22 protein-coding genes and 1 pseudogene are annotated in these 21443 nt (G+C 60.6%); 12 read left to right on the plus strand and 11 right to left on the minus strand.

Annotation, left to right across the window (positions count from 1 at the left end; genetic code table 11):
* From A3A5_RS43775 to A3A5_RS0132630, 10 genes and pseudogenes are all read right to left on the minus strand, one after another.
* Positions 1–406, minus strand: a pseudogene (locus A3A5_RS43775) (hypothetical protein); the annotation flags it as partial.
* A 226-nt stretch (positions 407–632) separates the two neighbouring features.
* Positions 633–2426, minus strand: coding sequence for a type III secretion system outer membrane ring subunit SctC (gene sctC, locus A3A5_RS0132590; RefSeq protein ID WP_026201361.1), 1794 nt, complete (start codon positions 2424–2426; stop codon positions 633–635).
* Positions 2427–2580: 154 nt separating this feature from the next.
* A complete protein-coding gene (sctT, locus tag A3A5_RS0132595) occupies positions 2581–3396 on the minus strand; it encodes a type III secretion system export apparatus subunit SctT (protein ID WP_035814196.1) in 816 nt (271 codons plus the stop codon).
* A 15-nt stretch (positions 3397–3411) separates the two neighbouring features.
* Positions 3412–3942, minus strand: a complete 531-nt coding sequence (locus tag A3A5_RS0132600) for a hypothetical protein (protein ID WP_018314639.1) — start codon at positions 3940–3942, stop codon at positions 3412–3414.
* A 7-nt stretch (positions 3943–3949) separates the two neighbouring features.
* The gene (gene sctN, locus A3A5_RS0132605) at positions 3950–5344 is read right to left on the minus strand and encodes a type III secretion system ATPase SctN (RefSeq protein ID WP_018314640.1); all 1395 of its coding nucleotides are present in this window, start codon (positions 5342–5344) and stop codon (positions 3950–3952) included.
* 2 nt (positions 5345–5346) lie between these two features.
* Positions 5347–6177 (minus strand): type III secretion system stator protein SctL, encoded by an 831-nt coding sequence (gene sctL, locus A3A5_RS0132610; RefSeq protein ID WP_051108601.1) that lies wholly within the window; start codon positions 6175–6177, stop codon positions 5347–5349.
* Complete coding sequence (locus A3A5_RS0132615) at positions 6162–7034, minus strand: type III secretion protein HrpB4 (protein WP_232431519.1); 873 nt, start codon at positions 7032–7034, stop codon at positions 6162–6164. Before A3A5_RS0132615 ends, sctL begins: the two co-directional genes overlap by 16 nt.
* The gene (sctJ, locus tag A3A5_RS0132620; RefSeq protein ID WP_232431522.1) at positions 7004–7756 is read right to left on the minus strand and encodes a type III secretion system inner membrane ring lipoprotein SctJ; all 753 of its coding nucleotides are present in this window, start codon (positions 7754–7756) and stop codon (positions 7004–7006) included. The genes A3A5_RS0132615 and sctJ overlap by 31 nt, the downstream gene beginning before the upstream one ends.
* A 108-nt stretch (positions 7757–7864) precedes the next feature.
* Positions 7865–8245, minus strand: coding sequence for a type III secretion protein HrpB2 (locus A3A5_RS0132625; RefSeq protein ID WP_018314644.1), 381 nt, complete (start codon positions 8243–8245; stop codon positions 7865–7867).
* Positions 8246–8298: 53 nt separating this feature from the next.
* On the minus strand, positions 8299–8871 hold the full coding sequence (locus tag A3A5_RS0132630; RefSeq protein WP_018314645.1) for an HrpB1 family type III secretion system apparatus protein: 573 nt from the start codon (positions 8869–8871) through the stop codon (positions 8299–8301).
* A gap of 295 nt (positions 8872–9166) precedes the next feature.
* Between A3A5_RS0132630 and sctU the strand changes: the two genes are divergently transcribed.
* The 10 genes from sctU (at position 9167) to A3A5_RS0132675 (ending at position 17731) form a co-directional block, all read left to right on the plus strand.
* Positions 9167–10270 carry a type III secretion system export apparatus subunit SctU gene (gene sctU / locus A3A5_RS0132635; RefSeq protein WP_018314646.1) on the plus strand — a complete coding sequence of 368 codons (1104 nt, stop codon included), beginning with the start codon at positions 9167–9169 and terminating at the stop codon, positions 10268–10270.
* On the plus strand, positions 10254–12323 hold the full coding sequence (gene sctV / locus A3A5_RS0132640; RefSeq protein WP_026201363.1) for a type III secretion system export apparatus subunit SctV: 2070 nt from the start codon (positions 10254–10256) through the stop codon (positions 12321–12323). The genes sctU and sctV overlap by 17 nt, the downstream gene beginning before the upstream one ends.
* A 29-nt stretch (positions 12324–12352) precedes the next feature.
* Positions 12353–13027 (plus strand): type III secretion system protein SctP, encoded by a 675-nt coding sequence (gene sctP, locus A3A5_RS0132645; protein ID WP_018314648.1) that lies wholly within the window; start codon positions 12353–12355, stop codon positions 13025–13027.
* 58 nt (positions 13028–13085) lie between these two features.
* The gene (gene sctQ / locus A3A5_RS0132650; protein WP_232431521.1) at positions 13086–14423 is read left to right on the plus strand and encodes a type III secretion system cytoplasmic ring protein SctQ; all 1338 of its coding nucleotides are present in this window, start codon (positions 13086–13088) and stop codon (positions 14421–14423) included.
* Positions 14407–15057, plus strand: a complete 651-nt coding sequence (sctR, locus tag A3A5_RS0132655) for a type III secretion system export apparatus subunit SctR (RefSeq protein ID WP_018314650.1) — start codon at positions 14407–14409, stop codon at positions 15055–15057. Before sctQ ends, sctR begins: the two co-directional genes overlap by 17 nt.
* A gap of 25 nt (positions 15058–15082) precedes the next feature.
* On the plus strand, positions 15083–15346 hold the full coding sequence (sctS, locus tag A3A5_RS0132660) for a type III secretion system export apparatus subunit SctS (RefSeq protein ID WP_018314651.1): 264 nt from the start codon (positions 15083–15085) through the stop codon (positions 15344–15346).
* Positions 15343–16194 (plus strand): hypothetical protein, encoded by an 852-nt coding sequence (locus A3A5_RS0132665; protein WP_018314652.1) that lies wholly within the window; start codon positions 15343–15345, stop codon positions 16192–16194. The genes sctS and A3A5_RS0132665 overlap by 4 nt, the downstream gene beginning before the upstream one ends.
* Positions 16195–16593: 399 nt before the next feature.
* On the plus strand, positions 16594–16902 hold the full coding sequence (locus A3A5_RS0132670) for a hypothetical protein (protein ID WP_018314653.1): 309 nt from the start codon (positions 16594–16596) through the stop codon (positions 16900–16902).
* A gap of 58 nt (positions 16903–16960) precedes the next feature.
* Positions 16961–17125 carry a hypothetical protein gene (locus tag A3A5_RS44200; RefSeq protein WP_198293192.1) on the plus strand — a complete coding sequence of 55 codons (165 nt, stop codon included), beginning with the start codon at positions 16961–16963 and terminating at the stop codon, positions 17123–17125.
* A gap of 138 nt (positions 17126–17263) precedes the next feature.
* On the plus strand, positions 17264–17731 hold the full coding sequence (locus A3A5_RS0132675) for a CesT family type III secretion system chaperone (protein WP_026201364.1): 468 nt from the start codon (positions 17264–17266) through the stop codon (positions 17729–17731).
* Positions 17732–17774: 43 nt separating this feature from the next.
* Here A3A5_RS0132675 and A3A5_RS43780 read toward each other — a convergent pair whose 3' ends face one another.
* Positions 17775–18221, minus strand: a complete 447-nt coding sequence (locus tag A3A5_RS43780) for a hypothetical protein (RefSeq protein ID WP_157637360.1) — start codon at positions 18219–18221, stop codon at positions 17775–17777.
* 240 nt (positions 18222–18461) lie between these two features.
* Between A3A5_RS43780 and A3A5_RS0132685 the strand changes: the two genes are divergently transcribed.
* Together A3A5_RS0132685 and A3A5_RS0132690 are read left to right on the plus strand one after the other, a co-directional pair.
* A complete protein-coding gene (locus tag A3A5_RS0132685; RefSeq protein ID WP_018314656.1) occupies positions 18462–19073 on the plus strand; it encodes a GNAT family N-acetyltransferase in 612 nt (203 codons plus the stop codon).
* A 694-nt stretch (positions 19074–19767) separates the two neighbouring features.
* Entirely contained in the window at positions 19768–21234 is a 1467-nt protein-coding gene (locus A3A5_RS0132690; protein ID WP_018314657.1) for a helix-turn-helix transcriptional regulator, read from the plus strand.
* Positions 21235–21443: the final 209 nt, after the last annotated feature.

Here is a 21443-nt window from a genome sequence, read left to right on the forward strand (position 1 = left end):
GGCAGCGGGAATTCATATAGGCGGCGAGCGTGCCTGACGCGTTTTGCGCCCCCTCCAGCGCCGATCCCGCGCTGCTTGAGTACGGCGACGGCATGCCGCCTGCACCGAGATCATCCAACAACCGTTGGATGTCTCCTGCAATCTGCGCCCGATTCGGGCCCCCATTTGATTGCCCGAAGCGGCACCGGTGATCATCAACATTTTCGGGATACAAGACTTTGTTGACCCCGCCATCAAGCAGTGAGTTGGCTGCGGCACTAGGGTCCGAACCATGCGCCGTCCCCACCACGCCGTTGAGTATCTTGTCAGGACTGAGAGTCAGCGCTCCTTTACCGACACTACCAAGGCCACTCCTCCCGTCTACGGCTTGGTCGCCCCATGTAAAAACTGCCGGAATGATACTCAAGAGAATCTCCTTACGTTGAAAAACGTTCTCGGACCCTATCCACTACGGATAATGTAGCTTACTCGCCGCCTGCCATCCGGACCCTGGCGATGCGAAAAGGTGTCGCGGTCTGCGCAATTGGAACCGTGGACCAGATCACACCAAGCAGCTGGCGTCTTCGCCTTCGCTATGCTTGTGTCCCATTCCGATCTGACACAGTCTACTCAGCCCCAATGGGACACGATCATCAAAAATCTATGATCCTCGGCGAAAGTAAGAAGAGTCGTTCCATATGGTCGCGATGGGCGTCGCGATAGCGGAACAGCGCGCCGATGAGCGGGATCTTCGAGAGACCTGGCACGCCCGTTTCACCGTTGGTCGATGAATCGGCACGATAACCGGCAATCAGAAGACTCTCTTCCTGCCCCACAAACGACTCGGTATTGATAGTGCTGGTCATTATCACCGGCAGGTCGTCAACCTTCTGGGAGGTGAACGTCCCATCCTCGATGTGAACGTTCAGCTTGATATCTGTCCTGCCGTTTTCCTCGACAACGAGCGGCAGCACGCGCAGCGACACGCCTGTTGACACGCTGTACAGATCGGCCGACGTGTAGCCGGATACTCGGACGAAGAAGCGCTTTTTCTGCGCCATCACGGCTTCGACGTTGTTGAGCGTCGCGACCTTTGGACTCGAGTCAATTTTCGCCAGATTTGTCTGCTGCAGCGCGTTAACGCGCTCTAGCAGATAACGTCCCGCGTTGCCGAGTACGGCTGTGAGCGACCCGCCGAGTGGCGCCGTGTTGATCACGGACGTGCCATCCGAGAGCGCCTGTGTGCCGAACATCGTCTTGCCATTGCCGGTCTGGATGTCGATTTTGCTGCTGTGCGCACGCCAGTCGACGCCGATCTGCTTGAGCGCGTTATCATCGATCTCGATGATGTGCGCCTCAATCTCAATCAGGCGCGGGCGCACGTCGAGCTTGTCGATCAGGGTCTGATACTGCGAGAGGCGTTGTGGTACGTCGCGAATCAGCACGGAGTTCGTGCGCGGATCGGCCTCGATAACGGGTAGCGTCTGGCTGCCGCTCATCGACGTGCCGCCGCCGCTACCGGGATTATCGGACGGCTCGATTGACTGCATGCCCGCTCCACCTCCCGCGACCATGCCGTTCCGCAATCCGCCGATGCCCGGTGCGACGCCGCCATTCGCGGCAATACCTGCCGGCAGTGGCGGATTCACGCCACCTTCGTAGCCTCCACCATCGGTGCGGCCCGTGACGTCCCGCATAGGTTGCACTCGGCGCATGGTTGCCTCGCGCGCTGCACGCTCCCCGGACTGCCCATAGCCGTCCGCGTCGTTGAGGCTGCGTTGATCGCGAGAATGGTACATGGCCGACAGCACGTTCGCGACACCGGACACCGTCACTGTCTTGCCGTCGATCTCAACGTTGTGATCAGCGGCCCACGCATGATGCAACTGGAACACGCGGATCATCGAGCCCGAGCGCTGTGCGGCGATGTCGTCGACACGGCGCAAGATCTCGGACACGAGTTGCACATACGCTTGCGGGCCGCTGACGAGCGCGCTCCCTTGGCTTTCGTTGTAAGTGATCGGAAAGCGCGAATTCTCGAGGTGCAGTTGCGAGAGCGCTGAGTGGAGATCAGCGGCGCTGGCATGATCGAGCTTGATAACGCGCCTCGTGACGGTGTTCTCGTCGCTAATCGAGAGCACACTGCCGTCGTGAAACCACACGAAGCCGAAGCTCGACGCGAGCATTTCGAGAAAGCGCTGCGGGGGCATGTCGAAGCGGCCGCTCACCCGGCCGTGCACGTCGTCGGATATGGTTGTGGGCACACCTTCTCCTGCCATGAAATCGCGCAACACGTCTTTCACATCCCGCCCTTCAGCGGTAACATGAACGACGGCGCTACGCCAGCGGATGTCCTCGGCTTCGGCGGGCGCCGCAAAAAGCGCAGATGACGCGAAGGCGAGAAACGAAGCCAGCCTGGCTGCAAGCATAAGCCATTTGTTCTTCATGAGTTCGAAGATGTCCAATATGGTCGAAGGATTGAGCGCTTGTCACGCAACGCGATCGGCCATGCCCGATGTATCTAATCGTGCGAAGTACAAATCTCGACGATTTAAACCATACACGCGCAGGAGTGTTGAGATTTAACATGGAGGCAAGCCCTTATTTACGGACCGCGCCGGCAAGCGCGCGCAATTGCTCACCGAACTCAGCTAGCACGAGCTGGTCGCGAACCTGATCGACAAAAATACCGACAAAAAGTGCGAGCATGATCACCGTGAGCGCGCCCTTCACTGGTTGACTGAGCGTCATCATCTCGAGCTTTTGCGCCGACTTCGCCACGAAGCCGAACGCGAAATCGATGAGCAGCAGCATCAGCATCATCGGCGCAGCGAGCTTGGCGGTGGTCTGCATCACTGAATCCGTCTGATGCAGCGCGAAACTCTCAAGCACGTTTGCAGGCACCGGTGTCGCGGCAGTCAGCGGCCACCAGTGATACGACTCGTAGAGCGCGCCGAGCAGGAACGTCATGCCACCAAAGGTCCAGAACGCGACGCTCGCTATCTGCGAGAGCAGCGTCCCTGTCGGAGTCGACTGATCATCGCGCAGCGGGTTAGTGACCTGCGCATTGTTGTAGCCGGTGAGTTCATCAACGTAGATGCCGGCCCCTTCCGCGACCCAGAACACCGTCGATGCCGCGAAGCCGAGCAGCAACCCAATGGCCCCCTCGCGCAGACCGATCACAACCAGCGCTGTGCCCGTCAGCGACGTGTAGAGCGATACGGGCTGCCCATAGGCGATGAACGAGCTGAACAGCACCACGATGCCATTGCGCATCACGCCTTGCAGAATGCCTTCCGCGGTGGGCGGAAATAGGTAGAGCGTCACGAATAGCCGCACTGAACATAGGCCAAGCACCGTCAGCGAGCGGATCAACATAGCTCCGAATTGCGGCAGCGTAGTAAGGGTTTCGGTCACTATGGATGGTTAATCCTATCTGAAATTCACGAGGTGCGGCGATTGGCGCAGACGCGCCAGCGCCGCTTCCTCGGTTTCCTCGTCGTCGCGATCCGCTACATGGCGCTCCAATGTTCGACTCAACTCGGTAATGCGCTCGTTGCACACATCGATGCGGCCGCAGTTTAGCGCCAGCGCGCGCGTGGCCGCCGCGAGCTCGTCGGCCTGACTCCGCAACGCCGTTTCGAACGATGCCAGTTCGCTTTCCATCTGCTGCAAACGCGCAGCGACTACGTCGGCATAGCGCATTGTTGCATTATGTTCGGCCAGTTGGAATGCGCCACCGCCCGTCATCATGTGAGCGACCCGGGCGTGTAAGCCGCGCAATTGCTCCCTTTCCGCTTGTGTGCGCCCGAGGCGCTCGTCGCGATGCGCGAGCGCCTCAGCATGCGCTTCACGCGCGCCGATGAGGCGTGCTTGCAGACGCCGTTCGAGCCGCTCGCGACGACCTCGTGTCAACTCAAGCGCGGCCACGCGTCGCTGCGTCGTTTCGCTGCTTTGTGTCATGCGTTTGTCAGCCGTTCGCTAGCTGAAAAAGCCGCGCCTCGATGTCCTGAGGGGCCGCCAGTTCGTCAGTGGCTTGGTTAAAGAAGGCGTGGATCGCATCGATCTTGCGGATGGCCTCGTCCGCAAGCGGATTGCCGCCTGGCTGATACTCACCGATCTGTAGCAGCATCTCGATCTCGCGATGCTTCGCCAGCAACTCGCGCAGCCGAGTCGCCGCTCGCACGTAGTCTGGGGACATGACTTGGGGCATCACGCGCGAGAGACTCGCGAGCACGTCGATCGCGGGATACTGGTTTTTTGCGGCGATTTCGCGCGAAAGAATCATGTGCCCGTCGATGATCCCGCGCACTTCCTCGGCGATCGGATCGTTGCCCGATTCGTCCTCCGCGAGCACAGTGTAGATGGCCGTGATCGAGCCGCTCTTGCCCATACCGGCGCGTTCCAGAAGACGCGGCAACTCGGCGAAGGTCGACGGCGGAAAGCCACGCCGCACGGCCGGCTCGCCGGCGGAAAGCCCGATTTCGCGCTGCGCGCGCGCAAAGCGGGTCAGCGAATCCATCATCAGCAGCACACGCTGTCCGCGGTCGCGAAAGTGTTCTGCGATCGCGGTCGCTACATAGGCCGCTTTTGCACGCTCGATCGACGATCTATCCGACGTCGCGCACACGACAATGGATCGCGTTATGCCCTCTGGCCCGAGAATCAGTTCAACGAACTCTCGCACTTCGCGGCCCCGCTCGCCGATCAGCGCGATCACGGTCACGTCGCATTGCACGCCGCGCGCGAACATCCCGAGCAGCGTGCTCTTCCCGACGCCCGCCGGCGCGAAGATTCCCATACGTTGGCCTTCCCCAATCGTCATCATGCCGTCGACGACGCGTACCCCAGTGGCAAGCGGCGTCTCGATCATGCGTCGGCTCATTGGCGAAGGTGGGTTAGCGAAAATCGGGCGCTCGTCGAATGTGTCGAGCGGGCCGCGTCCATCCAGCGGCTCTCCAAGACAATCGATCACGCGACCGAGCAGCCCGTCGCCGACCCGCACCGTCATAGGCCGGCCCAGACCCACGACACGCGTAGAGCGCGAGATATCGACGAGGCGCGAGAACGGCGAAAGCAGCGCGACATCGCGCGTGAAGCCAATCACTTCCGCGTACTGAAGCAATTCGCCGTTGGCCGCGCGCAGCTCGCACAGCTCGCCGAGCGTCACGTCGAGACCGGCTACCTTGACCATCGTGCCGATGACATCGAGCACCTTTCCGGTCCGCGCGATACTCGCCGTCGAGAGAATTTCGTGTTCGATCGAATCCGCTAGCCGTTCCCCTTCCAACAGGAGGAAAAGTGCGTCGTCCGCTTCGTTGGCTTGGCTCATGGACGGCATGTCGGCCGCGAGTGGCAGCGTCATCGCTATTCCTCCCTTGCATCGGCGAGCGCTGCATCGTGGCGATCCGCTGCTTCGGCACACGGATCGAGCCTCAGTTTTGCGATTGTGCCCAACTCGCTCCCCGACTGCTTGACCGCCCGCGAGACCGCCAGCCGTATCGCTCGCATTTGCGTAGCGAGACTCGCGTCGATCACACCTAAATCCGACTCGCACAAACAACTGCGCGGCGCAAGCCGCTTGTCCGCGATGACGGACAGCGGAAATGGCCGACCCAGATCACGCCAGCGTGCTGATAACCTTTTGAACGCAACGCAAGCCTTGTCGTAATCGACTGGACTCACCGCGACGCGCAGCCAAGCAGCCTCCTCAACGATGCGGTCCACCGACGACAGCGCCCGCTCGAATAGCTTGTCGGCCTGCTCTACTTGAACGATCTGCTCGACGAGCAACGTCACGATGCTCGCGATCCGCTCGCGCATTTTCAATTGCACAAGACGCTGCCGATCGCCTGCATCCGCGAGCCGCTCGACCCACTCACTAAGGGCACGTTCTTCGCCATCACGGTGACCGCGCGTAGCGGCATTCTCGTATTCACAGCGCGCTGCCTGGAGGATCGTTTGAGCCTCTGCGTGTGCAGCGGAGATGATGGTAGCGGATTCGTCGCGTGCGGCGGCCATCGTGGCGTCCCGGTCTGCCGCGAGCTGCGCGTAGGCCGTATCGATTTCCATCAGCACGCCGAACGTGGCGCGCGGCACCACGTCCGAATGCGCGCCCACATGTGCGTTGCCCCGCATGCCACAGTGAGCAGTATGGGCGGAAGGCAGTAGGCGATCCGATCTCAACCAAATAGCCATCCCCACTCCGGAAGCAGTTCGGGAAGTTGGGCGAAAAGAAGCGCTGTCCCGCTGGCGTCGAGTTCACGCACGCTGGGGTTGAACCACGGCGGCGGTACGTCGCGCGGCAATGCGAGGCGCAGGAGCGGACAAGGGCGCGGAGTGCCTTCTTCATCAAGCCGCGCTCTGACTTGCCTCCCGACGGGTATCGCGGAATCTGACTCCCCTTGCATGTCATGCGCGATCAGTGCGTAGCCCTCATAGGCGAGCCTCTCCTCGTCAATCGTGTCAAGCGCCGGACGATGACCGAGCTCTATGACGGGCGAGCGGACATTTGCAGGCACTGGTTGGTCCATCGCATGCCCCATTGCCAGAGTCAATCGCTCGAGCGGCACGCCCACCCATTGCGCGATGCGACGGCGGCTCTGCTTGTCGATCAACCGGCGCACCTCCGTCCGGCGCAACAGCAGTGCGCGCATGCGCAGCACCCGCAGGCCGTCGTCGACAGGCAAAGCGTCGAGCACTTTCGGGTCCGGTGCACGCAGGCTGTTGAAGTCAGGCATGGCCACTTGCAACGCGCGCAGCAGCGCCAGCGAACAGATCGAAATGGTGCCGTTGTGCGCGCTCGCGAGCGCTTCGCGCAGTGCGTCGAATGAAGCGAATACAGCAGGGGGCGGCACATCGAGCGCCGGTGCCCACCACGACGGATGCGCCCAGCGCGCGGCCTCTCTTGCATTGCGCTCCCACGCGGCGAGCGCGGCAGCGAGACGCGCAACGGAAAAGGTCGTTGGCAAAGGCATCGAGGACGCCGCTGGCATGGCTGACTGGGCACCATGAATGCCGCCCATCATCCAGCTGACGACGGCTTCGTGCGCCACCACTTGCCAACGAACGCAATGATTCGCGCATGAATCCGTTGATAAAGCCGACCGGCTGGACCCTGCGCCGGAATGGCGCGCCGCAGCCACAGGAACAGGCTTGCCGCACTGCCTACGAACACCAGCGCCGCGGCAATCAGCGTCGGCAGCGGCGACGCGCGTATTGGCTCGCGCGCCGGCAGATCGACAGGGTCGGCGGCCACGGCGCTCACGCTGACCGCGTCGTAGTTCAAGCCTTCGACGCTGTGGACCACGAGCGCCTTGATCTGTGGCACAAGCGCGCTCGCGTCGGAATCGGGCCGGTACTTGATAAACACCGAGGCCGACGACGGCTTCATCTTCTGCGCAAGCGGATCATTGTTCGGAAGTACGATATGCACACGCGCGACGATCACGCCGTCGATCTTCGATAACGTCGCCGAGAGTTCCTGCGACAATCCATAAATAAAGCGAACACGCTCCTCCGTTGGCGTCGACACAAGGCCGTCCTTCTTGAAGAGGCTGCCGAGATCGTCGTAACGGCTATGCGGCAGCCCTTGTTCGCGCAGCATCTGCATCGCGTGAACTAGGTGCTTGTCGTCGACCTCGAGCGTCCAGGTCTTGCCATTGTCGATAGTGCTCTTCGATGCTTCGACGCCATGCTCCAGCAGCGCCAACACCATCTCATTCGCGTCCTGCTCGGTCAGATTTCGATAGAGCTCCTTGTGGCAGCCGGCGAGCATGATACAGCCGGCGAGCGCAACGAAGAGCGTGCGCAATATGGGTCGGGGGCTAGTCAGAGCTGCGGCGCTCCTCGCTTGCATGGCAACTCTCATGGGATGAAACATGGCCTATTGATTCTTCATCAACGTTTCGATTGACGACTTCGACGAGTTGACCACCCCCATCTTGGCCTCCATGTCAAGTTGCGTGCTGGCGAGCTCAAGCGTCGCCTTCATCGCAGCGGCGGTCATCTCCTGCATGGACATTCTTGTGGCATCGCTGGACAGCGCTATTACGTCGTCCACCGACTTTTGGATTGCCGCATCCTGCAAAGCCGCCATCTTCGCGATGACGTTGGTGCCCCCGTCGTCACCGTGATTGGGCGGCTCCATACGGGCGTTCTGCATCAACACTTTGAAGCGGTCGCCTGCCTGTTGCAGCGATGCGCCCGCCCCAATGTCGGCTGCTGGCGATGCCGCGATCTGGTAATTCGTGACAGAAAGTGCCATGGTTCTCTTGCCGTGTAGGATTTCAGACGACGCAGTAGCGCCACCCGGCACGCTTAGATGCGCAAGTAACCTTGCCGCGCGGCGGTCTCGCTTTGCTTATGCGCAGCCGGTGGCACTATCGCCGCCGGCTTTCTTGGCAGTTCGTCGTTTAGCGCAGTGATCGAGAACGGCACTTCAAAGGGGCCGCCATTTTCATACAAGCGAATCGCTTCGAGCAGCTCTTCATAGGCTTCAAGTGCGCGGACGAGCTGACGCGAGTCGCGGTCCGGATTCTGCGCAATAGCCGCGGTCGCCCATTGCTGCCAGCCGGCATCGCCCTTCATTGAAAGGCAGAAAGCAAGCAGCGCCTTCGCATATGAGAAATCCGGCGCCCCCTCGATTACGCGCGAGAACACATGGATCGCGTCGTCCCAGTGACCGCGCTGCATAGAGAGCGCGGCCTTCATCGTGTCGAGCTCGGCCATTCGGGGGCGCAGAAGACGCACTGCGTCGAGGGTCAACTCGATATCGTAAGGATCCGCCTCGAGCGTCGGAAAATTGTTGAGAAGCGCGCAGGATAGCGTGTTTATCAGACCGGCCACAATTGGCTGACTGCAGTTGAGGTAATCCGGCGTGGCGGCACTCATGGCTTGGAACTCCTACTGATGGACTTATCGAAGTAGCGCTGCTGCGTGAGCGCCGGTCACAGCCCAAGTGTGGCGCGCAGCGATACATCAGAATACCCCCTGGCGTAGAACGCGGCATGCGCAATACGAAGCCTGCGCGATCCACGCGAAGCATGAGCACGATAGGTCAGTCGCTTCGTTTATTCTGGGCGGGATTCGCATCGCCAACATCTAGTGGCGAGTGTCCGGCTACCGTCTGGCTTCCATAGTCAGCGGCATCGGGTGCGAGCCACTCGACAACCTCGACCGGAATGTCATGAGCGAAGACAAGACAGAACGGCCCACCAAAAAACGGCTGCGCGACACCCGTAAGGACGGCGAGACGTCGAAGAGCGCAGATCTCGTCGATGCGGCTACGATCGCTGCCGTCGTCGGCTTGCTCTCGTTCTCGACAGCAAGCTTAGGTGGGGCGTTGCACTCGATCGTAAGTATCGCGCTTGAGTTTGCGTCAGGCAACCACGATCAGCCACTCATGTTCGGCAAGCTGTTCGACCTCGGCACGCAAGCACTAATCGTGATCGCTCCGTGCGTAGGCGCCGCGGCGCTCGCTGCGGTGGCCGCGCTGTTTCCGCAAGTTGGCTTTCAGATCGCAACTAAGCCCGTCTTGCCCGACCTCAAACATGTGAGCCCCATCGACGGCGCAAAGCGGATTTTCTCGTGGCGCACTGTGATCGACCTCCTGAAGATGGTGATCAAGTCAACGATTATCGGCGCGGTCATGTGGTTCACGATCAAGCGGACTCTTCCGTTGATGGTCGGCTCGCTGTATCAACCGCTACCGGAATTGTCGAAGCTCTTCTGGTCTCTGCTGATTAAGCTCTTTGCGGTCGCGGCGGTCGTGTTCATCGTGATCGGCTTGGTAGACATGAAGGTGCAACGCGTGCTCTTTCTGCGCAAGCTGAAAATGTCGAAATACGAAGTCAAGCGCGAGCACAAGCAGATGGAGGGCGACCCAAAGATCAAGAAGGAGCGCAAGAAACTCGCACGGGAGCTCGCAACGTCGGCTGCGCCCACGCACCGCGTCGGCTTCGCAAATGCGCTCATTGTCAATCCCACGCACTATGCGGTTGCAATCCGCTATGCGCCGAGCGAACATCCGCTGCCGCTTGTGGTCGCACGCGGCGTGGACGAGAGTGCGGCGCAATTGCGGCGAATCGCGCGCGACTGGAACGTGCCGATCCTCGGCAACCCGCCGGTCGCACGCGCGCTCTACAAAGTAGGAATCGACGAGCCGATTCCGGAAGAATTGTTCGAAACTGTCGCCGCTATCCTGCGCTGGGTCGACGCAATTGGAGCACGGGTTGTCGAAGATCAGCAGAAACAAAACGACCACGAGAGCCGCAATGTTCAAAATGCTTAAGCCGCCCGCCGTCGGCGAAATCGGCATCGCGATACTCATGGTCGCGATCATCTCGCTGATGATTCTACCGCTGCCGCCCCTTCTAATCGACTTCCTGCTTGCCATCAACATCACGATCAGCGTGACGTTGCTGATGGTGACCATGTATGTACCGAACGTGGTGTCGCTCTCGGTATTTCCATCGCTGCTGCTATTTACCACGTTGTACCGGCTGTCGCTGAACATTGCGTCGACCAAATCGATTCTGCTGCACGCGGATGCTGGCAACATCATCGAAGGCTTCGGTGCGCTCGTGTTAGGCGGTAACCTAGTCGTCGGCATGGTGGTGTTTGTGATCATCACGACCGTACAGTTTGTCGTGATTGCAAAAGGCTCGGAACGCGTGGCGGAAGTCGGTGCGCGCTTCACGCTCGACGCTTTGCCCGGCAAGCAGATGAGCATCGACGCCGATCTGCGCGCCAATCTGATCACGCCCGAAGAAGCGCGCCGCAAACGCGCGACGCTTTCCGTCGAAAGTCAACTGCACGGGGGGATGGACGGCGCGATGAAGTTCGTCAAGGGCGATGCGGTGGCCGGTCTCATTATCACGCTGATCAACATCACTGCGGGGATCGGGGTGGGGATGGCGTATTTCGAGATGTCAGTGGGCCAAGCGGCGAACCGCTTTTCGATTCTGTCGGTCGGTGACGCGATGGTTTCCCAGATTCCATCGCTGCTTCTTTCGGTCGCCGCGGGTGTGGTGATCACCCGCGTTTCCGATGAACGCGACGCACGGCCGCTTTCGCTCGGCGAAGAGATCGGCCGCCAGCTCTCGGCAAGCGCTCGTCCGCTTTTCTTCGCGAGCCTGCTGCTCCTCGGCTTCGCTGTGGTTCCAGGCTTTCCGACTTCGCTGTTTCTGCTAATCGCAGGGATCGTCGCCCTCTGTGGCTACCGGCTCGGCAAGGGCACCCCGGAAGCGACCACTCACGCGGGCGAAACGGTCAACGCGATGCAGCGTGCAGGGTCTAAAGTCGAGACGCCTGCGATCCTAACGCGTGCTCCGCAGTTCACGTGCCCGCTCGGCGTACGCATTTCCCACGAACTTGTCGCGCGCCTTTCGACCGCCGCGCTGGACCGCTCATTTGAAGCGGAGCGCGCGCGTCTGCAAGAGTATCTCGGCTTACCGTTTCCCGGCATCACGATGTGGACATGCAACGAGTTGCCCGCCTCAAGCTGCGAACTGCTGATGCATGACGTTCCGTATTGCACGATCGAACTACCGCCCGGCAAGGTGATGCTGCCTGAGCCGACGCTCACCGATGGGTCCGCCCTGCTTTCCGCTGACGGCCGTGGAGAAGAGCGGCGCGGACTCGACGGCGGCCCTGGGCCAACGTGGTGGATCGACGAAAAGAGCTTGCCGTCGAAACAGCTGGCCTGGCGTCCGGAACAGGTAATCGCGCACGCCTCGGTGGCGATGCTGCGCAAGCACGCTTCGCTTTTTCTCGGTATTCAGGAAGTGCAGTGGATACTGGACCAGCTGAACGCTGAGTATCCGGGCTTGGTCGCGGAAGTGCAGAAGGTGCTGCCGCCGCAGCGCATCGCCGATGTACTGCGGCGGCTACTGGAGGAGCAGATCCCGATTCGCAACTTGCGCAGCATTCTGGAGAGCCTTGTTGTATGGGGTGCGAAGGAAAAGGACACTCTGATGCTGACCGAGTATGTGCGCGGTGATCTCGCTCGCTTTCTCGCACATCGCGCGGCGGGGGCCGGTCGCCAGCTTCCCGCGGTGCTATTCGATCTACCGGTGGAGCAGCATATCCGCCAGGCGATCAAGCAAACGCCAACTGGCAACTTCCTCGCGCTGCCGCCCGACGAAGTGGGCTCCCTACTTGACCGGATCCAGTCTTTCGTCGGCGATACGCCGCGTGACGACGTCGCGCTCGTTACTTCGATGGATATTCGGCGCTACGTGCGCCGCATGATCGAGGCGCGGCTCGGCTGGCTCGCGGTCTACTCGTATCAGGAACTTGGCGAGCATGTCGAACTGCGCCCGCTCGGGCGCGTCATGATCTAGTATCACGTAGGGTTACGGACACCTGCACCATGACGATCCTCGAACCACGTCTGCTGCGGATCATCTCGTCCGATACCGACCAGCGTCTCGCAGCCAGCCCGCCGCGGGCCCGGCGTTTTGATTACGCGGCGCTCGCGCGCCGCACGCGCTCCCTGCGACCCGCGGTCTCGGTCGACGACGAGACGGCCGTTGTACAAACGGACTCTACCCCTCGAAACGCGACGAGCGGCCCGGACGCAATTCGCGTCGAGGACAATCAAGCCAACAATTCAAGCGCTATCACTGAAGCCTATGCCGCCGTGGAAGGCACTCGCGCATCGGGAGGCACGATTGCCGCGCCCGAGGCGTTGCTACAGCACCTTCCCTCCGCGAGGAGGCCCGCCGTCGGCGCCCTCTTTCACGCTCAAGGAAATTTTCAAATACTCGCTTGCTTTCTCGCGCGGGAAGTCGCGGCTTTCTGCGGCGACCCCTCGATCAACGAGGCTGGAAACTGGGAGGCGTGCATTCCGCTCCACGAGCACATCCTCCCGGATACGACGCTATATCTCACATTTTCGCGTTTCCGGGTATCGCTTCGGTTCGACACCCGGGCCATCGAGACAAGTCAGTTACTCTACGACCACAGTACGATGCTCGAATGCGAGCTGGCTTCGCTGCTGAACGCGTGGGGGACGCCTCGCGACATCGAGTTGATAGTGTGGTGAGCCAGTCGTCCATTGATTATTCTGCCCGACGCAGGCCGCACCTTTTAAGCAACACTGCATGACTAATCCGACAGCCGAAATGCAACGGGTGATGGTTTCCGCCGGAAAATTAGGAAAGCAGGCTGCCGATGCCTCCAAACACTGCGGCACTGTGCAGACACCTAGCAAGGTAACCGTACATGACGCACTGCAGCTTAGCGCCGTGCCGCCGCTTGCGGCCCGTGTGGCGCGGCTCCTATGCCATGCGGGCACTGCGAAACGCCTTCAGCAAGACGCCGCTATCGTCGAATGGCAAGCGACGCTCGAGGCCGCGACTGGTGGCCTAACCGCACCCTTCGAGCGGCCGGGCGTGCTTGAGCTCACGCATCCGGCCGGCGAGATTCGCGCGATATTCGATCTCACGGTCTACCCCGTACTCGACTTCGTGACGCTACCCGACGGGTTCTGCGCGCCCGTGCCCGACGACACCGCTTGTGCGTTGCGTATAGCGACCGCCGGTGTGCTACTCGAACCGCTGCTCCAGCGGCTCGCGACGCTCGGCCTTCGCGACACGCATATTACCCAACTCGCACGCGGCGTGGCGTGTGAGCCTGATCAGCGCGATTACGCAGCCTTCGACGCAACCTTCTCGCTCGACGGGAGACGCCATCGTGTGCGCGTGCTGCTTGCGGCGTCCGTGGTCGAGGCGATCGAAACGTTGCACGCCCTGTGCCCGGGCCGTTCCGGCGCGGCCGTTCCAAGGCATCACGGTTCCTCCCTCTCACAGAATGCGGCGCCGTTTGGCGACTGCGTCCTGCCAGGGCGTGTGATACTCGGCTCACGGCGCCTGCCCGTAGAGACACTGCGAGCGCTTGCACCCGGCGACGTCCTGTTGCGTTCGCTCCCGGGACATCTGCGCGCAGTGCTGCATGCACACAATAGTTCGGCAGCAGAGGGGCCCTCCGTCACCGGCGGCCCGGACGGCCGCGTCACGGATCTCGCGCAGCCACCGAGCGCTACCGTGGCCTGGGGCTCTCCAGGGCTGATGCGCATTCACGCGCAAGTCAACATCGAATGCCGCAAGCTTATACTCACGAAGGAGCCGATCATGACCAACCAGCTGGATTCGATTCAACCGGATGATTTTCTCGCGCCCGATCAACAATCGAAGCCAATCGACATCGGCAAGTTGGAGCTGCCGGTCCAATTCGAACTCGACACAGTCGCGTTGCCGTTTTCACAGCTGTGCGCGCTGGGCCCCGGCTACGTGCTCGAACTGCCCAAGCCGGTTGCCTCAGCACAGCTCAAGCTTGTCACGCATGGCCAGACCATCGGCTTTGGCGAACTCGTCACCGTCGGCGATCACCTTGGCATCCGGATTCTCCGCATGGCGCACGGCGATGATCCAGTTCGGTGACATCGCCGGACTGCTGATCATCATCGTTGCGATCAGCCTCGCCCCTTTCGTCGCGATGGTCGTCACCTCGTACGCGAAGATCGTCATCGTTCTCGGCCTCCTGCGCAATGCGCTAGGCGTACAGCAGGTTCCGCCCAATATGGTGCTTAACGGAGTCGCAATTCTCGTGTCGCTTTACGTTATGGCGCCGGTCGGCATGCAGGCCATGCAGTCGATGCAGGGTCAGTTGATAGCCGGGCAACCGACCCAGACACTGATCCAGGTCTTCAGCGCCGCGCGCGAGCCGCTGCGCACCTTTCTGAAAAAGCATACAAACGAACGCGAAAAGCGCTTCTTCATCCACTCGGCGAATATTGTATGGCCCAAAGACGCTGCGTCGAGCCTGGATGAAAATGACCTCATCGTCCTTGCGCCCTCTTTCACGCTGACCGAGTTGACCGACGCATTCAAGATCGGCTTTCTGTTGTTCATCTGCTTCATCGTGATCGACCTGATCATTGCCAACGTGCTACTCGCGATGGGCCTGAACCAGGTAACGCCGACCAACGTCGCCATTCCGTTCAAACTGTTGCTGTTCGTCGTGATGGACGGCTGGTCTACGCTAATCCACGGACTTGTGATGACCTATCGCTAGCGGTGCCCCGGCACGGGAAAAAAACATGGATATCGACACGTTCGTTCGTTTCACAACTCAGGGCATGCTGTTGTGCATGTACATCTCGTTGCCGATCGTTATCGTGGCCGCGCTCGTCGGACTCGGCGTGTCGTTCCTGCAGGCGATCACATCAATGCAGGACCAAACACTTTCACATGGCGTAAAGCTCATTGCGGTGACGGTAACAATCGTTATGGCAGCGCCGTTATCAGCCGCTGCGCTGCTGAACTTCGCGAACGAAATCATGCACACGGCGGTGCCGCAATGATGCGCATCGGCACATCGACACCTACGGTCGCGGTGCAGGCTAATATGGCTAAAGAGAGCTCCAGTCAAGTTGCCGTCGCACGCTTCGCGGTGCTGTATCGCGGCACAATTACGTTTAGCTACGCACGCACGCAAGAGGCCTCAACACGCGGTTCGCTACTCGCGCGCAAGCTCGCGGCGCTCAACGAGCGCAAGCGCCATGTGTTACGTCGCGCGGGGAGACGGTGGCCCATCGTTATAACGGACAACGATGCGAACGAGTCTGCGTCGGATGGCGTCGGTATCGACCGCGCCACACGTGATGGCGGTGAACGTGGCAGCGGGGGGCAGCAACATGATGGCCGCGACGGTGATGAGCGGTCGCCGCGTGCAGAACTCCACATGCGCAGCGAAAAGAAAGGTATTACGCCCCCCGCACGTGGCGTGTTGCACAAATGCCTCGCCGCGCAAGCGCTTGGTGCTGGTCTTTCGGAGACCCTGCCGCGCCTATGGTGCGAGGCGCTGCTTGCCCTGCGCGACGAAGCGTCCGCGTATCCCGGCGCCCTGATCGATAGTCGAATACACGAACTTTTTTTTGAGCTTATGGTGATACAGCAACAAAGGGACGCACCCGCTGGGGCCAGCATGAGCGCTTGGCGGCAGCGTCTGATCATAGCATCCGCGGCGCGGCAAACAGTGTCGAGCGGGGCGCCTGCAAAAGACGAAGGATCATCGGGAAGCCTCTGCCGCGCTGAACGCCTAAATCTGCTCATGCCGCTCCTTCTGCTGATGTACAGCAAGCCCTTCACCCCCTCGTTGCGCGCTCACGCAATGAACGTGCGCACTTTACAGCGCGCAGCCAACCCATGACTTCGCCTACGAAATGCCACATATCGCGCGCCAGTTTCGGTTTTCCTGTATCCGCTTCGCATCGCGAGCCCAAGCGACCATCGGCGACTGCTAGGATATCAAAATGTGCAGGCGCGCACGGTACATTCTTCCAACTGGTTGTATGAGCCCGCGTCGCTGTCGGGTGATGCCGGTCACGGCAGTGGAGGACAACGCGCCCGCCAAGCACGAAAGCAGCGACGCAAATAATGGTAACCACGGCCATCAGGTAGCGGATACCGCGCCACAGCGAAGATGTACCGGGCGCAGCGGGCGGCCAAGCGTGTGCTTCCCTTCGAGGAAGTTCTCATGACCCGGCCTCTGTCGGGGCCTTCCGCCCGCGAAAACAACGTCCTTCTGCCACAATCATGAGGCCAATAGATGACGGAAGCATCAAGCCTATACGCACCACTCGAAACCTGTGCCGCCGCCTTCAACGATCTACAACAGGCGCTCACCGATCCTGATGGCGGACCGCGCATAGCTGCGATTCGCGTTGCCCTGGAAGCGGCCGCACAGAACGTGAGCGAAGCGCGCAGCGCGACGGCGGTCGAGCGCGACGAACTCGCGACGCTCTATCGCGGCCTGCTCGCTGCGGGCCGCATCGTCGATGACCTCGCGGAAAACGCGGCGCGTCGTAAGCACGCCACCGGCGGCGAACACGCCGGGCACGAGGCTGGTCCGGTGTAGATGCGGCAGGACATCACAACGGGCGGCATTTTCTTATTAACTTCAATTAGGAGGTCCTATGACTGCACTAGGAACAGCAGGTTCAATCGTCGGAGCTGCCAGCGAAGCCAGCGCGGCAGCGCTCGCTTCCGCGAAGGCAACAATGCTGATGTCGCTGACGGGTGCGCTGGCGAATACCATGAAAACCGCGGGTCAAACGATCCAGGGTGCTACAGGGCACTAAGCGAACGATCGGTACGGTCGGTCGCGGACGGGCGACGCCGGGCCGGCACGTACCGTTGTCCTATCGGCTCGCGGCTCACCATACGCGCCGGCTACTTACGTGGCCGGCTTGCCTTTCCCGAGTTGCGCAGGCCCTTATTTGGACACCAACGAAAGTTCAAAGCGTTATGCGGCGCTCGTGCGCGACCTGTGCGCAGCCGTCGGTTTTGCAGACGCTGAGTACGTGCTGCGTACACGTTCGATCGAGGTCGAAGGCTTCGACGTGCGCCTCGAACACTTTCAGAACGATCTGGACGCACTTTACGTCAATTTTCATTTCGGCACAGTGACAGCCGGCCGCACGCTCGTCGTGTTTCGACTGATGTTAGAGGCGAACCTACTGATCTACGCGCAGGATCAGGCGCAACTCGGGCTCGACACGGATACCGGTGGAATCGTACTCGTTCTGCGCCTGCCTATGACCTATGAAGTCGATGGCGCTGCGCTCGCCGACCTCCTTGCGCACTACGCCGAACACGGGCGCTACTGGCGCAAGAGCATCATCGAATCGACTGATGAGATGTTCGAGGGGATCGTGGCTGGAGAATTCACATGGCTACGCTCGTAAAAAGCGACACACTCAGTCGATCACGGCTCATACATACTGCAGCTCATGTCGCTTCGCGTATGACGTGGCCCATGTGCTTGATTAGTTCGACGAATGCTGCCGATTCTGCAAGCATCGTGTTGACCGCGTCGGTATCGGCTGCCTCATAGTCAACGCGCCGCTCTTCGGTAAGGCCTGCCACCGGGGCCGACGCTGACGTTTTCGCCCATGACGACGCGTCACCATGACCGTTGCGCGCGGCGCTTGGCGGGGTCAGTCCTGCGGATAATTCGGGCGGCACCAACAGCCTCAAGTTGCGCGACGGACGGACCGCTAAGGGACGATTCGGCACGGGAATGTCGATAAGGCCTGCGATCACGCCAGGCAACCTGATGCGCATCGGTACGGTCACTGCGGACTCGGACACGGTCTGCGGCCTCGAACCGTTGTTTATGCTGCCTATGTTGCTTGTACTTGCCACAGGCAATGCGACGATGACTGAGTTGCTCATACGAGGACTCCTGGATTTGGCGCGGCAACCCACCTGTGCCGCTGTATCTTACATGGTAGCGCTCGTGTCCAAGTTATGCATGTGCCTCGCGAAACACGGGCAGACAGCACGAAGCTTGTGGCGCAACGCAAGCAATATGCAGTACGCACATTCGCTTACGCAGTTGCGCCTACGGGGTGATGGCTACGCGTTTGCGCTAGGCCGCTGACAATAAGCTTGTCTTCCACGCGTGAATCCGTAATGTCTGAATTCCGCTTTCCCGCCCTGATCGAATCCGACGACCTGCTGATGCGCCCGCCCGAAGTGGGCGACGCACACATGCTCTTCAACGAAATGCTCGGCGATCCTACTACCACGCGCGATCTGAGCTTCAAACGTCATACGCAGCTTGATGAGACGCTCGCGTTCATCGAAGAGTCGGCGGCAGGCTGGCGTAGTGGAACGCTGATACGATGGGTTCTGGAGCTCCGCGCGAGCGGTCGACTCACAGGCCTGATCGAGTTGCAACCCCATCCGCCGCGCGTCGAGGTCGGTTTCATTATCACCAGACGAGATGGCGCGCGGCGCCTGCGTGCCCCTCTCTATGCGCTACGCAAGCTGCTCCAGTGGACGCTCGCGCAGCCGCCAATTCTGCGCATCTATGCACACTGCGCTGTCGACGGTGACGCGCACAGCGCCATGGAAAGGCTCGGCTTCACGTTCGAAGGAAGGTTGACCAATTTCGAATGCCGGCCGAATCTCGGGCTGCCCGCTGCCGACAGCTACCTTTACGCGATGACGCGTTCACTGGACACACCGAAATACACTCCAGCGACGCTCTGGCTCCTTGAACACATGGCGCTCGACTATTGATAGGCGCTGCGGCTTAGGGAGGCGCAACAATGCCAAATTATGCGTCGCTCAAAGAGTACAGACTTGGTAGAGTTAGAATCGTGCTAGCCACGATGCTGCTGGCCCCTATGCGCCGCCGTTCATATTCGCCTCGCTCAACATGCCTTCAGAATCCCCTCAGCCACACTCGTCGCTCCACCCGCGCCGCTGTCTAAATTCTTGGCGCGCCACCTTTCAACGCATACATACGACAACGCCGTTTTCCAATCGGTCGCAAAGTCGAATACGCCAGATTTGTGTTTGGCTGAATTCAACATACGTCCGCTTGATGAGCGAACCAACGCGCTTGGCTGACCATAGCTCGGTATCAAAGCCATGCGCAGTTTTGGCCTTACGGCAAAGGCCGCGCCATTCGGTCAATTGCTGCGGCTCGAGTTCGGCTGGACGGCCCCTAGCACACAGCCCATCGCGCACAACTCCGCTTTCATCGAGCGGAGCTTTCGACTACACACCGTTTGTTGGCTTCTCAGCCAACAGCATCCAACCAGATCGCAAGCTCTTCGCCGTTGCATCGTCTAACAAACTAGACTGCCACAGCGCGTATCTCTAATCAACCCGCTAGCAGTCAAAACACGTCAGCCACCCGTTCTCATAAATCTCATTAACTTCTTTCCGCCTACATCAAGCGCGCGCGCGCATCAAGGAGAAACGACGCATGTTTCTTACGCTTTACTTTCCACTGGCAGCGTCGTTGTCCGTGAAGGATCAGCCGGACGACTTTCTCAACAAAGTCCGCGACGGTAATCTGCATTCCGCAGCCGCGCAGGCGAGCCGCTGGCTGGACATCTCGGGCCCCGCCGTGTCAGTCGAACTGCTGCGGCTGCACGCCGACATGCAGATGACGCTCGGCATCTGCGACGAGGCCGAGGAACACTATCGCCGTACGCAGAAAGCGATGCGCTCGCCGCGCCATGCGATCCGCGCGGCGTCGTGCCGAAACGCGGCCTGGCAAGCATTGTTTCGTCATCGGCTGGCGATGGCGCTGTCATGCTTCTCGCGGCTCGTCGACGAGCCGGAAATCGATGCGGGGCAGCAGGTCGAAGCGCGGCTTGGCATCGTCGGCACGCTGCACCAGCTCGGCCAATTGCGCCATTCGAGCGACGCGCTCGATGAACTCGCGGCCGCTACTTCGGACCCGTCGCTCGGTCACTGGTGCGAGATCGTCGCCACCTTGCGCTATGACATCGCTGTGCAGCGTGAATTACGCAGCGCGACGCAGTTCAGCGATCACGCGTACTGGCGGTCGGGTCTCGGCGATCATACGGTGCGCAGCGTGGGTGTTGCCGGCGGATTCGTGATGAAATCGGCGGGCGACGAGGCCGATCTTCACGAAGTAGTAGCATTGAATGTGCGTGCGCCGCTGTTACGTCAACGTGTCGAACATTTGCGGCATCTGCGCGCGATAGCGCGTGGCGAACGCGCAGCGCTCGACGGCATTACAGCACACCTAAACTGGGCACAGCACCACGGTTTCGGTGATTATCTGCGCACCACACGGCTCGAAGTCGTGCTTGCCGCGATCGCGTCCGAAGCGCCGCAGTTGGCCGAGATGATGCTTGAACCGCTGCATCGGATCGAGCATTCTGCGTCGGCTGGGCATCGGCAGATCGAGTACCTGTATGCGGTAGCGAAAACGCATCAGGAGCTCGGACGTAACCGAGAAGCCATGTTGTATTTCAGCCGTTACGCGCTGATCGTCGCGCAGTCCCTTCGCGACGATTCGCAGGCGCTCGTGTCATACGCGGGCAAGGCCGCACGGCAGGCGCCGCAACTCGACGATGTCGCCGCGCGCCTGCCGGCGCGTTACCGGCGCGCGTATCGGTACTTGCAGGAAAATCTAAGTAGGCGCGATCTTTCGGTGCGCGAGGTGGCGACGGAAATCGACGTGACCGAGCGCGCGTTGCAAAGCGCGTTCAAGAATTCGCTCGGCCTTTCGCCGACCGAGCTGATTCGGCAACTGCGGATGGAGCGCATCCGCGCGGATCTTCTCGACGATTCTTTCAGCAGCGACCGCACGGTGTTGGGCGCGGCCAAGAAATGGGGCGTGGAGAGTCGTTCGACGCTCGTGAGCGGTTATCGCGAGCAGTTTCACGAGGCGCCCTCAGACACGCTGAAGCGGTAATGCGTGTTGGAGCGCAGAAAGAGTAATCGTCTTACGAAGCTAAAATAGCTTATGCGGACGCCTCCCGGATAGCATGACGGAGAAGACAAGTGCAGGCGGCACGCCTATGAGATGAAGTCAAATCTGGTGTACGAAGGTTGATCGTGGCCGGTCGTCAGGCAGCGAGTTTCTGCTGATCCGGCGGATTGTCTTGCGCCGGCGCACCGTCC

The sequence above is a fragment of the Cupriavidus sp. UYPR2.512 genome, from assembly GCF_000379565.1.
Classification (GTDB): Bacteria; Pseudomonadota; Gammaproteobacteria; order Burkholderiales; family Burkholderiaceae; genus Cupriavidus.